Annotated in this window: 13 protein-coding genes and 1 riboswitch; of the genes, 7 read left to right on the top strand and 6 right to left on the bottom strand. The window is 70.1% G+C overall.

Features of this window, described 5'->3' with window-relative positions:
* The 3 genes from KD1_RS16895 to KD1_RS12810 form a co-directional block, all read left to right on the top strand.
* Nucleotides 1-203 (top strand): hypothetical protein (locus KD1_RS16895; protein ID WP_169795396.1); only part of this gene is annotated, 203 nt, incomplete at its 5' end.
* A gap of 8 nt (nt 204-211) precedes the next feature.
* A complete protein-coding gene (locus KD1_RS12815) occupies nt 212-1,165 on the top strand; it encodes a hypothetical protein (protein ID WP_068402502.1) in 954 nt (317 codons plus the stop codon).
* Nucleotides 1,162-1,818 (top strand): hypothetical protein, encoded by a 657-nt coding sequence (locus tag KD1_RS12810; protein WP_068402500.1) that lies wholly within the window; start codon nt 1,162-1,164, stop codon nt 1,816-1,818. Before KD1_RS12815 ends, KD1_RS12810 begins: the two co-directional genes overlap by 4 nt.
* A 91-nt stretch (nt 1,819-1,909) precedes the next feature.
* On the opposite strand, the gene nadE is transcribed toward KD1_RS12810, so the two are convergent.
* The 4 genes from nadE to KD1_RS12790 form a co-directional block, all read right to left on the bottom strand.
* On the bottom strand, nt 1,910-2,749 hold the full coding sequence (nadE, locus tag KD1_RS12805) for an NAD(+) synthase (protein ID WP_068402498.1): 840 nt from the start codon (nt 2,747-2,749) through the stop codon (nt 1,910-1,912).
* A gap of 12 nt (nt 2,750-2,761) precedes the next feature.
* Nucleotides 2,762-3,847 carry an ABC transporter ATP-binding protein gene (locus KD1_RS12800; protein WP_068402506.1) on the bottom strand — a complete coding sequence of 362 codons (1,086 nt, stop codon included), beginning with the start codon at nt 3,845-3,847 and terminating at the stop codon, nt 2,762-2,764.
* A gap of 102 nt (nt 3,848-3,949) precedes the next feature.
* On the bottom strand, nt 3,950-5,608 hold the full coding sequence (locus KD1_RS12795) for an ABC transporter permease (RefSeq protein WP_245627404.1): 1,659 nt from the start codon (nt 5,606-5,608) through the stop codon (nt 3,950-3,952).
* Nucleotides 5,605-6,801, bottom strand: coding sequence for a thiamine ABC transporter substrate-binding protein (locus tag KD1_RS12790; RefSeq protein ID WP_083542454.1), 1,197 nt, complete (start codon nt 6,799-6,801; stop codon nt 5,605-5,607). The genes KD1_RS12795 and KD1_RS12790 overlap by 4 nt, the downstream gene beginning before the upstream one ends.
* Nucleotides 6,802-6,847: 46 nt before the next feature.
* A riboswitch (TPP riboswitch) is annotated at nt 6,848-6,950 on the bottom strand.
* 149 nt (nt 6,951-7,099) lie between these two features.
* On the opposite strand from KD1_RS12790, the gene KD1_RS12785 reads away from it, so the two are divergent.
* The gene (locus KD1_RS12785) at nt 7,100-7,393 is read left to right on the top strand and encodes a DUF4235 domain-containing protein (RefSeq protein ID WP_068402495.1); all 294 of its coding nucleotides are present in this window, start codon (nt 7,100-7,102) and stop codon (nt 7,391-7,393) included.
* A 74-nt stretch (nt 7,394-7,467) separates the two neighbouring features.
* Here the strand turns inward: KD1_RS12785 and KD1_RS12780 are convergent, their stop codons facing one another.
* Nucleotides 7,468-8,979 carry an HNH endonuclease signature motif containing protein gene (locus tag KD1_RS12780; RefSeq protein WP_083542453.1) on the bottom strand — a complete coding sequence of 504 codons (1,512 nt, stop codon included), beginning with the start codon at nt 8,977-8,979 and terminating at the stop codon, nt 7,468-7,470.
* Nucleotides 8,980-9,114: 135 nt separating this feature from the next.
* Nucleotides 9,115-10,431 carry a formimidoylglutamate deiminase gene (locus tag KD1_RS12775; protein WP_068402491.1) on the bottom strand — a complete coding sequence of 439 codons (1,317 nt, stop codon included), beginning with the start codon at nt 10,429-10,431 and terminating at the stop codon, nt 9,115-9,117.
* 132 nt (nt 10,432-10,563) lie between these two features.
* On the opposite strand from KD1_RS12775, the gene KD1_RS12770 reads away from it, so the two are divergent.
* The 3 genes from KD1_RS12770 to KD1_RS12760 are packed head-to-tail and all read left to right on the top strand — an operon-like array spanning nt 10,564 to nt 13,122.
* A complete protein-coding gene (locus KD1_RS12770; RefSeq protein ID WP_068402489.1) occupies nt 10,564-10,911 on the top strand; it encodes a hypothetical protein in 348 nt (115 codons plus the stop codon).
* The gene (locus KD1_RS12765; protein WP_068402487.1) at nt 10,904-12,454 is read left to right on the top strand and encodes a sensor histidine kinase; all 1,551 of its coding nucleotides are present in this window, start codon (nt 10,904-10,906) and stop codon (nt 12,452-12,454) included. Before KD1_RS12770 ends, KD1_RS12765 begins: the two co-directional genes overlap by 8 nt.
* Nucleotides 12,451-13,122 (top strand): response regulator transcription factor, encoded by a 672-nt coding sequence (locus KD1_RS12760; RefSeq protein ID WP_068402485.1) that lies wholly within the window; start codon nt 12,451-12,453, stop codon nt 13,120-13,122. The genes KD1_RS12765 and KD1_RS12760 overlap by 4 nt, the downstream gene beginning before the upstream one ends.
* Nucleotides 13,123-13,237 lie beyond the last annotated feature (115 nt).

Genomic DNA, 13,237 nt, shown 5'->3' with positions numbered 1-13,237 from the left:
ACCTGTGGCTGCTGCGGGCGCGCGCCAACCACGCCGCCGGCGCCACCGTGGCGCGCGACGATGCCCTCCTGGCCATGCAGACCGTGGCCCAGAACCTTCACCTCGCCCTGTCGGACGAGGCCCGCGAGTTCATCGCGGCCACCACGACGTCAGCCCTGCCCACCACCACGTCAGCCCTGCCCACCACGACCGGACAACGATGAGGACCTCAATGCGTGCCCTCCGCTCCCCCCTGATGATGCTGCTGGCCGCCGTCCTCGTGGCTGCCGGGCTGATCGCCGCTCCGCCCGTTCTCGAGCCGGCCGACGCCGCCGGCGGCTGCAAGAGCTCCGGGGTGTCCGGCAACTGCCGTTTCTACCGGCCCGTCCTCCGCCCCGGCGGTGGCGGCAAGGCCGACCCGATCTGCTACTATAAGGACGGCGGCGACAAGGTCGACGTGGACTGCATCGGGGCCGACGGGCTGTGGGTCAACGACCATGAGTGCTACATGGCCGAGGCCTCCCCGCAGCCACCGCTGACCGACCCGGTGTGGGGTGGGCGCACCAACGGCAAGATCTGGACGTGCGTCGACCGCTTCGGCAAGGACCGACTCGTGTGGCTGCCAGGCCCCCCGAACTTCCCCAACTACCAGGCTCAGGGCTCTCTCGAGGTCAACCTCGAGAACACCGCCATAGCCACGGCCCCCTCGTGGGAGTCCGGGCACACCGGCGTCGTCGGCCTGCCGGTGTGGCTGTGGTCGAAGAACACCGTCGAGTGGGAGTCGCGCTACGGCCCGCAGGGCAAGGAGAGCACGATCATCGACGAGAGCGGCGCCGCCGTCACCGGCCGTATCCGCGCGCGGGTCACGAAGGTGACGGCCGACTGGGGTGACGGCTCGCCCCGCGCGACGTGCAACCCGTACATCGCCGCCGACGGCACCCGCCGCATCGGCGAGGAGTTCGACACGTCCAAGATCAACCCCTCGGACCGCTCCACGTGGGGCCCGCGGGGCCCGCACGCCTGCTCCCACGTCTACACCGAACCCGGCGAATACCACCTCGTCGTGCGCAACCACTGGTCGGTGTGGGGCAACGAGTGGGACGGCACCCCGATCGGCTCGAACATGGTCGTCTCCTCGTCCAAGATCATCCCGTTCGGCGAGTCCATGGTCGTGGTCACCGGGTGAGCGCGAGCCACCCGGGGCGACGACGCGCCTGGGCCGGCGCGGCCGCGGGAGCCGTCGTCACGCTCACCGTCACCGCCTGCGCCGGCGCCGGCCACGACGCTCCGTCGGCGGCTGACCCGATCGCGACCCCGACGATCGCAAGCACCCCATCGGAGTCTCGTTCGGCCGGGCGCACCATCACCGCGGCCGATCGTGACCGGGCCATCGCGCAGGCGGAGAAGGTCGTGCGGGCGTGGTTCCCGACCGTCTACCGGGTGCTGCGCGATCCGAACCTCATCGACTCCGCCGCGGAGCGCGCCAGAATCGGCACGGTGTCCAAGGGCCGTGACCAGGACGCGTTGCGGCGTGAGTTCACCCAGATGCAGGCCAATGGCGAGCGAGCCGAGGGCAAGGTCACGGTGGTGTCGGTGACCCCGACGCAGATCGTGCTGGACCCGCCCCAGCCGCGCGAGGCCACCGTCGACCCGTACGTGGGATTCGACGTGTGCACCGACGGGACGAGTCTGCGCGTGCTCGGCCGCGACGGCCGCGAGGTCCCCTACCAGGGCGGACCGAAGAAGCAGGTCTTCGCGATGACGGTGACCAATCTGGGCTCCGCGGCGAAGCCGATGTGGCGCGTCACGTTGCAGGAGCGCACCAACCGGGCCTGCTGACCCGCGTCGCGATGTTTCAGGGTCGCGATGTTGCAGGGTCGCGATGTTGCAGGGTCGCGCCGATGGTTCAGTTCAGGCCGGCTGGTTCAACTCAGGCCGGCGGCTGGGCCAACCCGATCGTCACCGGCAACGCCCGCTTGTGCGCCGTGCGCCCGTACCAGCCCAGGATCGTCGCCTCGTCCTGCTCGGAGACGTCCTTGCCCTCGAGGTAGTCGTCGATCGCGTCGTACGACACGCCGAGCGCAACCTCGTCGGGGCGCAGCGGCTTGTCGTCCTCGAGGTCGGCCGTCGGCACCTTCTGCCAGACCGCCTCGGGCGCACCGAGGGCGGCGCACACCCCGCGTACCCGACGCTTGTTCAGCCCGAACAACGGCAGCACGTCCGCTCCACCGTCACCGAACTTGGTGAAGAAGCCGACGACCGACTCGGCGCCGTGGTCCGTGCCGAGCACGATCAGGTTGCGGGCCCCGGCGACGGTGTACTGCGCGATCATCCGCATGCGAGCCTTGACGTTGCCCTTGACGAAGTCGTCGCGCTCGGTGTCGACGCTCAGCCCGCCGGCGATCGTGGCGTCCCACAGCCCGTCGACGCCATCCTTGATGTTGACCGTGAGCACTTCGTCGGCCGCGATGAAGTCGAGCGCCGCCTGCGCGTCGGCCTCGTCGGCCTGCACGCCGTAGGGCAGGCGCATCGCGACGAACGTCGCCGTTCCGCCGTCGGCCCGCACACGTTCGCACGCCAGCTGGGCCAGTCGCCCGGCCGCGGTCGAGTCGACGCCGCCGCTGATGCCGAGCACGAACCCGCTCGTGCGGGTGCGCGTCAGGTAGTCGGCCAAGAAGTCGATCCGGCGCTCGATCTCCCAGTGGGCGTCGAAGCGAGTCGGGATCTCCATCTCGGCGATGATGCGCTGCTGCAGGGCCACGTCGGTCATGGCGTCAGACTCTCACGCGGCGGTGAAGTCGCGGACATCCGGCAGCAGCATCAGTCCGGACGGGTCGACCCACAACCCGACCTCCTGACCGACCCGCACGCGCGCCGTGGGGTCGGCCAACGCCGCCACCCGCCCCGTTCCGGGCAGGTCGACGTCGACGCGCAGCCCGTCGCGGCCCATGACCAGCGACAGCGCGCGACCGCGCAGCGGCCCGTCGGGGGTCACCTTCACCGAGGAGCGGCGGACGCCCAGGTTGGCCCCGTGGATTCCCCCACGCGGGTGCGTCCCCTCCAGCCTGTCCATCCCATCCAGCACGCGGTCACCGTGATCGACCCCCCGCAGCAATGCCTGGGCCCGCTCGCGGGGGAGCACGTTCTCCACGCCGAGGAAGCGGGCCACCCAGACATCCGCCGGGTGCGACCAGACCTGCACGGTCGGGCCCTCCTGCACGACCCGGCCGGCGCGCATCACCGCCATCCGGTCGGCGACCGTGAAGGCCTCGTCGTGGTCGTGCGTCACCAAGAGCGCGGTGGTGCCGGTCTCGACGAGGAGGCGGCGCAGGTCGGTCGCGAGACGTTCGCGCATGGTCCGATCCAGCGCGGAGAGCGGTTCGTCGAGCAGCAGCAGACGCGGGGTGGCCGCGAGGGAACGGGCCAGCGCGACGCGCTGCTGTTCTCCACCGGACAGGGTCGCCGGGCGGCGCCGCTCGTACCCGGCCAGGCCGACGAGTTCGAGCAGCCGGCTGACCTCGGCCTGGGCCGCGGCGCTCCGGGGTCGGGACAGGCCGTAGGCGACGTTGCCGGCGACGTCGGTGTGCCCGAACAGCTGACCCTCCTGGAACATCATCGCGAAGCCACGCCTGTGGGTCGGGACCCCGGCCAGATCGACGCCGTCGAAGGCGATCGTGCCGGAGTCGAGTTCCTCCAGACCCGCGATCGCGCGCAGCAGGGTGGACTTGCCGCAGCCGGAGGGACCGAGCACCGCGAGCACCCCGCCGGGCGCCAGCGTCAGGTCGACATCGGCCACGGCACGCTTGCTCCCGAAGCGCACATTCGCGCCTCGCACGTCCAGACCGCGTTGCCCTGACACACCGTCCATCGTGCCAACCACGATGTCTCCGTTGTGGTTTTCGGCAGAACGGTTTCTGCCCACGTTGCCCCCATTCATCGGCTGCCGCTACTCATCAGTTGCCCGCGCGCATCAGAAGGTCCCCAACGACCCGACCCGGACACGTTCGACGATAGTCATGACCACCGACGTCGTAACGGCCAAGACGACCGAGGCCGCGAGCGCTGCTCCGGCATTGACCGCGCCGGGGCGCGAGATGAGCTGGTAGATCACCACCGGCAGGGTCGGCTGATCGGGGCGGGCGAGGAAGCTCGTGGCCCCGAACTCACCCAGAGACACGGCCAGGGCGAAGCCGGTCGCGGCCAGCAGGGGGCGCCACAGTGCCGGCAGGTCGACGGTGCGCCAGACCCGCCACGGCGAGGCGCCCAGCGTCGCGGCGGCCTGCCGTTGCCGGTCGTCGATGCCCCGCAGCGCCGGGACAAGGACACGCACGACCAGCGGCAGCGCAACGAGGGCCTGCGCGATCGGGATGAGGATCGGCGAGGAGCGCAGATCCAGTGGCGGGCGGTCCAGGGTGATGAGGAAGCCGAAGCCGACGGTCACCGCGGAGACCCCCAGCGGCAGCATGAACGCCGCGTCGAACACCCCCCGGGTGACGCGCCCGGTGGCGGTGCGGGCGTGGCCGGTGACGAGCACGGCCACGCACAGGCCCAGGACGAGGGCCAGGAGGGTGGCATCGACAGCGATCCGCCAGGACATGTTCAGCGCGGCCCAGCCCGTGGTCTCGACCGCCGTCAGGTCGGCCAAGCGGCCCAGAGCACGATAGTTCGCCCACGACCAATGCCCGCCTACGCGCAGCGAGCGCACGATGAGCGTGGCGATCGGCGCGGCGACGAAGAGTGTCACGGCGGCGGTCGCGGTGAGCACCGCCCAGTGGCGGCGCCGCACCTTCAGCGTCCGGGCGCCGCCACGCGCCGAGCGCGGCGCCGCCTCGACCCGGCGCCGCAATACGTCGCCGACCCACAGCAGGGCGATGACCGCGACGAACTGCACCGCGGCGAGCACGGCCGCGCCCTGGAGGTCGAGGAAGCTCGTGGTCAGCAGGTAGATCTCGGTCTCAACGGTGCTGTAGCGCAGTCCGCCGAGAGTGAGCACCAGGCCGAACGCGGTGGCGCAGAACAGCAGCACGACCGCTCCGGCCGACAGGATCGCCGGCGCCAGCGCGGGCAGAGTCACCGTGACGAAGACCCGGCGCGGTGAGGCGCCCAGCGCGGCCGCCGCCTCCTCCGTGCGCGGGTCGAGCGAGGCCCAGAACGTGCCCACCGTGCGCACCACGACCGCGAGGTTGAAGAACACCAGCGCCAACACGACGGCCATCCACGTGCCGTCCAGCCCGAGGAACCCCAGCGGCCCACCGGGCGCGAGCAGGCTGCGGAACATCACGCCGACGACGACGGTCGGCATGGCGAACGGCATGACGATCAGGGCCCGCAGCCAGTGCCGGCCGGGCACGTCGAGGCGGTACAGGACATAGGCCGTCGGCACGCCGAGGGCGACGGTGAGGACCGTGCCGAGCAACGAGACTCCGGCCGTGAAGGCGATGACCTGCAGGGTGCGCCGGCGGGTGAGCACCTCGAAGGCCCCGGCCAGGTCGAGGTGCCCGTCCGGGGCGAACCCCCGGACGAGCATCCCGGCCACCGGCAGCAGGAAGAACACCGCCAAGAACGCCAGCGGCAGCAGGGCGAGCGCCGCTGCACCGAGTCGGCGGGTCACGAGGTGAGGTGGGGTCACGAGGTGAGGTTGCTCCATTCCTTGAGCCACGTGTCGCGGTTGGCCTCGATGGTCTGCGGGTCGACGGGGATCGGCTTCGGCGCCACCTTGGCCCACTTCGCCCACGCCTTCGGCAGCGCGACGTCGGTGACGGGGTACATGTACATCGACTCCGGGATCGCCTTCTGGACATCGTCGGTGAGGAGGTAGTCGATGAAGGCACGGGCGCCGTCGGGGTTGCTCGCCCCGGTCAGCACGCCGGCGTACTCGACCTGGCGGAAGCACGTGTCGAGCAGCGCCGAGGTGGTCGGCTTCGTGGCGCCCTCGGGGATGGTGAACGGCGGCGAGGAGGCGTAGCTCAGCACGATCGGTCGGGTGCCCTTTCCGCCGCCGGCGGTGAAGTCGACGGTGTACGCGTCGGTCCAGCCGGAGGTGACCTTCGCGCCGTTGGCCATGAGGTCGCGCCAGTACTGCTGCCAGCCGTCCTGGCCGCGGTCGCCGATCGTGGCCAGCAGGAACGCCAGGCCGGGCGAGGAGGTCGCCGCGCCGGGGGTGACGAAGAGGTCCTTGTACGCCGGCTTGGTCAGGTCCTGGAGTGTCGTCGGGACGGGGACCGAGTTCTTCGCGAACCACGTGTCGTCGATGTTGACGCAGACGTCGCCGTAGTCGATGGGGAACAGTCGGTCGGCGCCGTCGGCGAGGTTGTGGGCAGCGGCTGCCGGCGGCACGTCGATCGTGGCCGGCGCGATGACGTCCTCCTTGAGGGCGCGACCGGCGAATGCGTTGTCGATGCCGAACACGACGTCACCGAGCGGGCTGTTCTTGGTTAGCACGAGGCGGTTGGTCAGCGCGCCCGCGTCGCCGGACTGGGTGATCTTGAGTTTGCAGCCGCTGGCCTTCGTGAACGCGGCGCGCTGCTCCTTGGAGAACTGGAACGAGTCGTGCGCGACCACGGTGACGGTCTCGCCGTTCGCGCAGCCGGCCTGACCGCTCGAGGTCGCGGTGGAGTTCGTGGCCCCCGGGGCGTTGGTCTCGTTGCTGCCCAGCGCGCAGCCGGCCAGCAGTGCGGTCGCCCCGACAGCGCCGACGAGGCCGGCCAGGACCCGCCTGCCGCGCGGCCGACCCGCCCGCGGGGCCCGGGGCGTGGTGTGAGTGTGAGTTTGGGTGTGAGTGTGGGTGTCGGTGTGACTGGTGCGGGTGTGACTGCTGGACATGTGGATCCTCCTTGGGATAGGAGGGGTGTATTCGCGGTCGCGAACATGAGATGACTTCCCGACTCCCTCCGCCGGTGCTAACCGGTTCAGGTTCGAGGGTCTGCGGCGGACCGCACTCTCAGCGCCGAGGCGCTCCCCTGTCGTGTGCGCCCATGGTACATATCTCAGCGGAGCGAACCTGTGGCAGGGTTTGAGCAGAACCACCACCTCTCACAACAGCACGACCTCACAACAGCACGACCTCACAACAGCACGACCTCAGAGCAACACCACCCCTCACACAACAAGGAGCAGCGCGATGGGCAACCTCGTGTGGAAGATCCTCGGTGCCGGTGGCGCCGTGCTGGCCGGGATCGTGGCGAACAAGGCCGCCGAAAAGGCGCTCGGGTTCACCGGCCGCGACCTGACCGTCGACCCGCAGGACCCGGACTCGCCCCTCGTCGACGCCATCTTCGTCATCCTCGTCACCGGCACGGTCGCGGCGTTGGCGCGCATGTTCGTCCAGCGCGAGATGGCCAAGGCCTACCGGCGCTCCACCGGACACCTGCCCCCCGCGGTGGCGAAGGCCCGCGCCAAGCACGCCAAGGCCTGACCCGCGACCGCGGGCAGCCCCCTCGGCAGACAGGCCTCCCCCGAGACAGACTTCTCCCCCGGTGCGACGCGTGGTCATGGTCGCCTCAGGTGGAAGCGGATGGTCAGCGTGCCGTCGGGTTCTCGGATGCGTTCGTGGACGTAGTCGGGGTTGTGGATCCGGCGATGGTCCTGCCAGCACAGCGGCAGCGCGTTGGTCAGGTCGGTGGGTCCGCCTCGTGCCCAGGGCGTGAGGTGGTGGAGTTCGGCCCACGAGAACGGCCGATCACACCCCTCGGCGGCACACGAGTCGTACTCGGTCGCGAGGGCGCGTCGTTGTGGTTCGGTGAACAGGCGTTTCGCACGCCCAATGTCCAGGGGTTGTGACTCGCCGCCCAGCACGACCGGGACCAGCCCCGCGTTGCAGGCCGCCCGCCTCGCCTCGCCCGCGGAGATCTCGTGCCCGGTCTCACACGTCGCCGGCCGCGAGGTGCGGTCGGGTGTCAGCAGGTCCTGACCGCACTCGGGATCCTCCACGCTGTCCAGCGCCGCGGTCAGATCCTCCTCCCGCATCGTCACCAACAGCGTCGCCCCGTTCGAGCCGGTGAGTTCGTCGGTGGGCAGGTGTTCGAGGACCTGCGTGAACGCCAGACCGCGCTCCCTGGCCCAGTCCCGCGGCGACTTCGGCTCGACTCCGGCGGCGACGTCGGACTCGGCGGCCTCGCAGCAGTTGGCCGGCTCCGCGGACTCACCCTCGCTGACCTCAGCCACCTCCGCGCCCTCACCCACCTCGGCGCCCTCAGCCACCTCGGCGACCTCGGTGCTCTGGCGTTCGCGGGCGTCACGGTTCGACAGCGTGCGTGGTGAGGTCATCTGTTGGAGCAGCCCGATGAGGACCTGCCCCGCGTACGTGGTGACGGTGGCGTGGATGTTCATGGTCCCGTCACGGTTGTCGAAGTACGTGAGTTTGACCTTCTCCAGCGCCGCGGCTTCCTCATCCCGGACGACCCGGTCATGGTGCGCATCCACCTCCGCCACCGACGCGTTCGCTTGTTCGAGGACGCGTCGGGCTTCCTTGCGCAGCGTGCCCGGGTCGACGACCTTCGCGCGTTCGACGAGGTGTTCCTCGACGATCTCGACCTCACCCGGGGTCAACGTTTCAGGTAGGGCGGTCATGGCTGTGGCGATGACCTCGACATGCCCCGGGGTGACGTCCCCGTCACTGAGTGCGGCCCCGGTCGCGGGGAGGCCCTCGTCCAGCGCGGACGCGAGTTTCACGTCCCGCGCCGCCTCGCGTGACCCTTGCCGCGACGCTCCGGCCAGCCACGCCTGCGTCCCATTCCGGCCCCGGCCCTCGGCCACCCCAGACCGCCCCGCCGCCGCGACCGCAGAGAGGCGCTTCCCCGCGATCTGCGCCTGGATCCGATCCAGGTCCGCGATATACCGCTGCGCCTCCGCCTCCGACCCGAACTGCTCGGGCACGACCACCTGACCGATCGCCTCTCCGGCAACCGCGAGCCAGTGTCGGTCAGCGGGCACACCAACCATCGGCGCGACCCCGGCCGGAGCCGGGCGCGTCGTACCTGGGTGCATCGCTGTCGTGGACATGCCCCAAGTCTATAAGAACATACGTCCTATTTAAAAGCGAACTTTAGGTTAACAACAGTGGGCGACTTCGTGAAATGCGACGAACGGACCTCACGTTCCAGAAACCCTGCACTCCGTGCAAGTACCAGACCCCACTCACCCCCGCAACATCGCGAACGCTTCGGCCAGCAGGTCCTCCACCCGCCCCAACGGATGCCGCCCCTCGACGATCACCGGCCGCCCCGCCACCACCGTGTGCGTCACGTCGTACCCCATCGCGATCATCGGGGCGTGCGCCGGCTTCGACCCCATCGTGCGCACCGATTCCAACGTGATCGTCGCCAGATCAGCCGGCGCGCCCACGGCGATCCGCCCGCCACCGGCCCACCCCAGCGCGGTGTAGCCGTGCGCCGAACTCGCCGCCACGAGCTCGTCGAGCGAGAACTGCAGTCGCTCATTCGTCCGCAGTCGCTCATTGACCTCAAGCCCACGAAGCTCCGCAAATGGATCGATGATGGCGTGCTGATCGGTCCCCAGACACAGCGACGCCCCGGCGTCCGCCAGGTCCCGCGCCCGCGCAATCCCATCCCCGAGATCACGCTCCGACGTCGGGCACAGGCACACCGACGCCCCGGACCGACCGATGAGCGCAATGTCGGCGTCGTCGAGGTGGATCGCATGCACCAACAACATGCGCTCGTCGAGCAACCCGGCGTCATCGAGGAGTTGCGCCGGCGTCCGCCCGCGCATGGACAGCGTCGCCGCCGCCTCCCCCAGGTGCTGCGCGAGATGGGTCTGCAACACGCTGGTTTCGGTCGTCATCTCCGCGATCCCGGCCAACCACTCCGGCGGCACCGAGAGCACCGAGTGGATCGCCGCTCCGATGCGTGTCGTCGCACGCGGCTTGAGGGCGGAGATTCGTTCGAACCACTTCACCGGATCGCCGTCACTGAAGCGGGCGTGGGCCGCGGGCAACGGCCTGGGCCCACTGCCGTCGTAGCCCTCGATCGTGTAGATCGAGTCGAGCAACGTCAGCCGGATCCCCACGTCCTCCGCGGCCTGGATCAGCGCGCGGCCCATGATGTTCGGATCGTCGTACGGCCGGCCATCGGGGTCGTGGTGGATGTAGTGGTGCTCCCCGACGAGCGTGTACCCCGCGAGCGCCATCTCGGCGAACGTGGCGCGGGCCAGCGCGAGGTACGTGTCGGGGTTCAGACGCCGCATGACCGCTTGGCGCGCCTCCTGCCAGGTCCAGAAATTGCCCGCCTGGGTGCGCCCCCGCAGCGCGCGGTAGTAGGCGTGACTGTGGGCGTTCGCTGCTCCGGGCAGGGTCAGGCCCATGAGGATGACGTCACCCGTGGCCGGCCGCGTGCGCGCGGCGACCTCGGTGATGACCCCCTGCTTCGCCGTGATGCGCACGTCGTGCGCCACCCCCGATGGCAACCACGCGTTCTCGGCCCACCACGTCGGCATCGGCGACCTCCCTGTCAGCCGTGGTCCTGGGATTCAACGTTCCATTCTGCCAAGAACGGGTGCGGTGAGCGGATGAAACTGTCTTCATGATCGGCTCACGAGCCGCTCACGTGGGCCCGACAGGATGGCGTCATGCCCACTCCTCAACGTCTCACCTACGCGGCTGCGGCCCTCGTCGTCGCGATTGCCGTGGTGTTCGGGATCGGCCGACTCGCCCAGGCCGGTCCCGGCGATCCCCAGGTGGGCCATGAACCGGTTCGGGTGACCGTGGATTCCACCGCCGCGCCCTCCTCGTCGAACACCGAGAACCCGACATCGACGACGAGCGCTCCCTCCCGGACCCAGCCGCCACAGCGCACCGTCGTCCCCCGCGAGCTCGACGACTCGGATGACGACGACGATGACAACGGCTGGCAGGATGACGGCGGGGTCGATGACGATGACGGCGGGGACGATGACGACGACGAGTGGGATGACTGAGCCGGCGGATCCGGGTGATCACGACCGGCAGCGCCCGGTCCTGACGGCGCGCACGCGCATCATCATGTGGATGATCGCGACCACGGCGCTCGGCCTGCTCGTGCTCATCATTGGCGTCGACCGGGCGCTGCAGGCCGACATCGCCACCAAGGCCAACCAGGACATCGCCCAGGAAATCGCCGAGTTCGGGCAGTTCGTCAAGGAGGGCCGTGACCCCGCCACGGCGCAGCCGTTCGCCTCGACCCGGCGCACGTTCGAGGTCTTCCTCAGCCGCCAGCAACCGGGCGAGGGCGAGTGGGTGGCGGGTCTCATCGGGCCGGGCAGCACCCCTGGCAACACCACTGGCAACACCCCGGGCAACACGGCGACACGCCCCGACACCCTGGTGACCACCGGCGCCATCGGAGCCTCGATCGCCGACTACGATCCGCTCGACGATCCGGCGCTCATGGCCGCGGTGGCGAGCGATCGACGCTCCGGTGTGCACCCGACCGCAACCGGGGAGGTGCGGTGGGGCACGGTCGCCGTCGACAGCACCGGCGATGCCGGCGGGCGCCTGCTCGTGGCGATCCACACCGGCCCCCAGGTCGAGCGCGCCCAGGCCACCGTGCGCCGCATCAGCTGGATCGGCGTGGGCACCCTCGCGCTGACAACGCTGGCGAGCTGGCTCGCGGCCGGTCAGATCCTGCGGCCGCTGCGCACGATGCGCACCACGGCGGCCGAGATCTCCGAGAAGGACCTGACCCGCCGTCTGCCGGTCCACGGCAACGATGACATCGCGGCGGTGGCACGCACCTTCAACGGTCTGCTCGACCGGTTGGAGGCCGCGTTCCTGACCCAGCAGCGATTCGTCGACGACGCCGGCCACGAACTCCGCACCCCGATCACCATCGTGCGCGGGCATCTTGAACTCATGGGCGACGACCCGCAGGAGCGCGAGCAGACCCTGGCCCTGGTCACGACCGAACTCGACCGGATGGGCCGGATCGTCGCCGACATGCTGTTGTTGGCGAAGGCCGAGCGGCCCGACTACATCCGCCCCGAGCCCACGAACCTCGCGGACCTGACGATCGACATCGACGCGAAGGTGGCGGCGCTCGGCGATCGGCAGTGGGTCCTGGGGCATGTCGCCGAGGGCGTCGCGTCGGTCGATGCCGAGCGGGTCACCCAGGCCGTGATCCAACTCGCGCAGAACGCGGTGCAACACACGCATGACGGAGCGCAGATCACGCTGGCCTCGCGCCTCGTGCGCGAGGACGACGGTGGTCCGGCGGTGTGGTTCACGGTCCAAGACACCGGCCCGGGCGTGCGCCCCAGCGAGCAGGACCGGATCTTCCAACGCTTCGCTCGCGGGTCGGCGCAGCGTTCGCCCGCCGGGACCCGGGCCGGAGCCGGGTTGGGCCTGGCCATCGTCGCAACGATCGCCGAGGGCCACGGGGGCCGCACGACGTTGACCAGCCAACCAGGGGTGGGTTCGGAGTTCGGCCTGATCCTGCCCCTGCCCGACCTGACCGAAACCGTCGAATCCGCGGAGGTGCCGTGAGCCACATTCTCATCGCCGAGGACGAGCAGCGCATCGCGTCGTTCGTCGAGAAGGGGCTGCGCGCCGCGGGGTACCAGACGACGACCACCGGCGACGGCACGACCGCGTTGTTGCTGGCCAACAGCGACGCGTTCGACCTGCTCGTGCTGGACCTCGGTCTGCCCTCGCTGGATGGGTTCGAGGTGCTGCGCCGGTTGCGAGCCCAGGGCTCGAGCGTGCCGGTGATCATCCTGACCGCACGAGACTCCGTCAATGACACCGTCAGCGGGCTCGAGGGCGGCGCGAACGATTACATGACCAAGCCGTTCCAATTCGCCGAATTGCTCGCGCGAATTCGCCTGCGGCTCAAGGAGACCGGCACCCACGTCGGCGGCGATGTCGCCCGGCTCGAGGTGGGGGATCTCGTGCTCGATCTGCGCTCCCGCAAGGTCACCGGCCCGGACGGCGCATCGACCGACCTGACCGCGCGCGAATTCTCGCTGCTCGAAACATTCATGCGTCATGAGGGGCACGTGCTCAGTCGCGAGCAATTGCTCGGCCAGGTCTGGGGTCTGGATTTCGACCCGTCGAGCAATGTCGTCGACGTCTTCGTGCGCACGTTGCGGCGCAAGGTCGGAGCGCAGCGGATCGAGACGGTCCGCGGCATGGGGTATCGCTTCGTCGGCTGAGTCCACCGCGCGCCCCACGCCCGCCCCCACGCCCGCCCCCCACCCCGCGGTTCGAGGTATTAACGACCGCTGCAACGGTCGCCAATACCTCGAACCGGGCAGGGGCACGTGCGGG

It is taken from the genome of Kribbia dieselivorans NBRC 106261, from assembly GCF_001552435.1.
In the GTDB taxonomy this organism is placed as follows: Bacteria; Actinomycetota; Actinomycetes; order Actinomycetales; family Dermatophilaceae; genus Kribbia; species Kribbia dieselivorans.
Note: the sequence above shows the minus strand (reverse complement) of the source record. Positions and strands in the feature narration are given on the sequence as shown.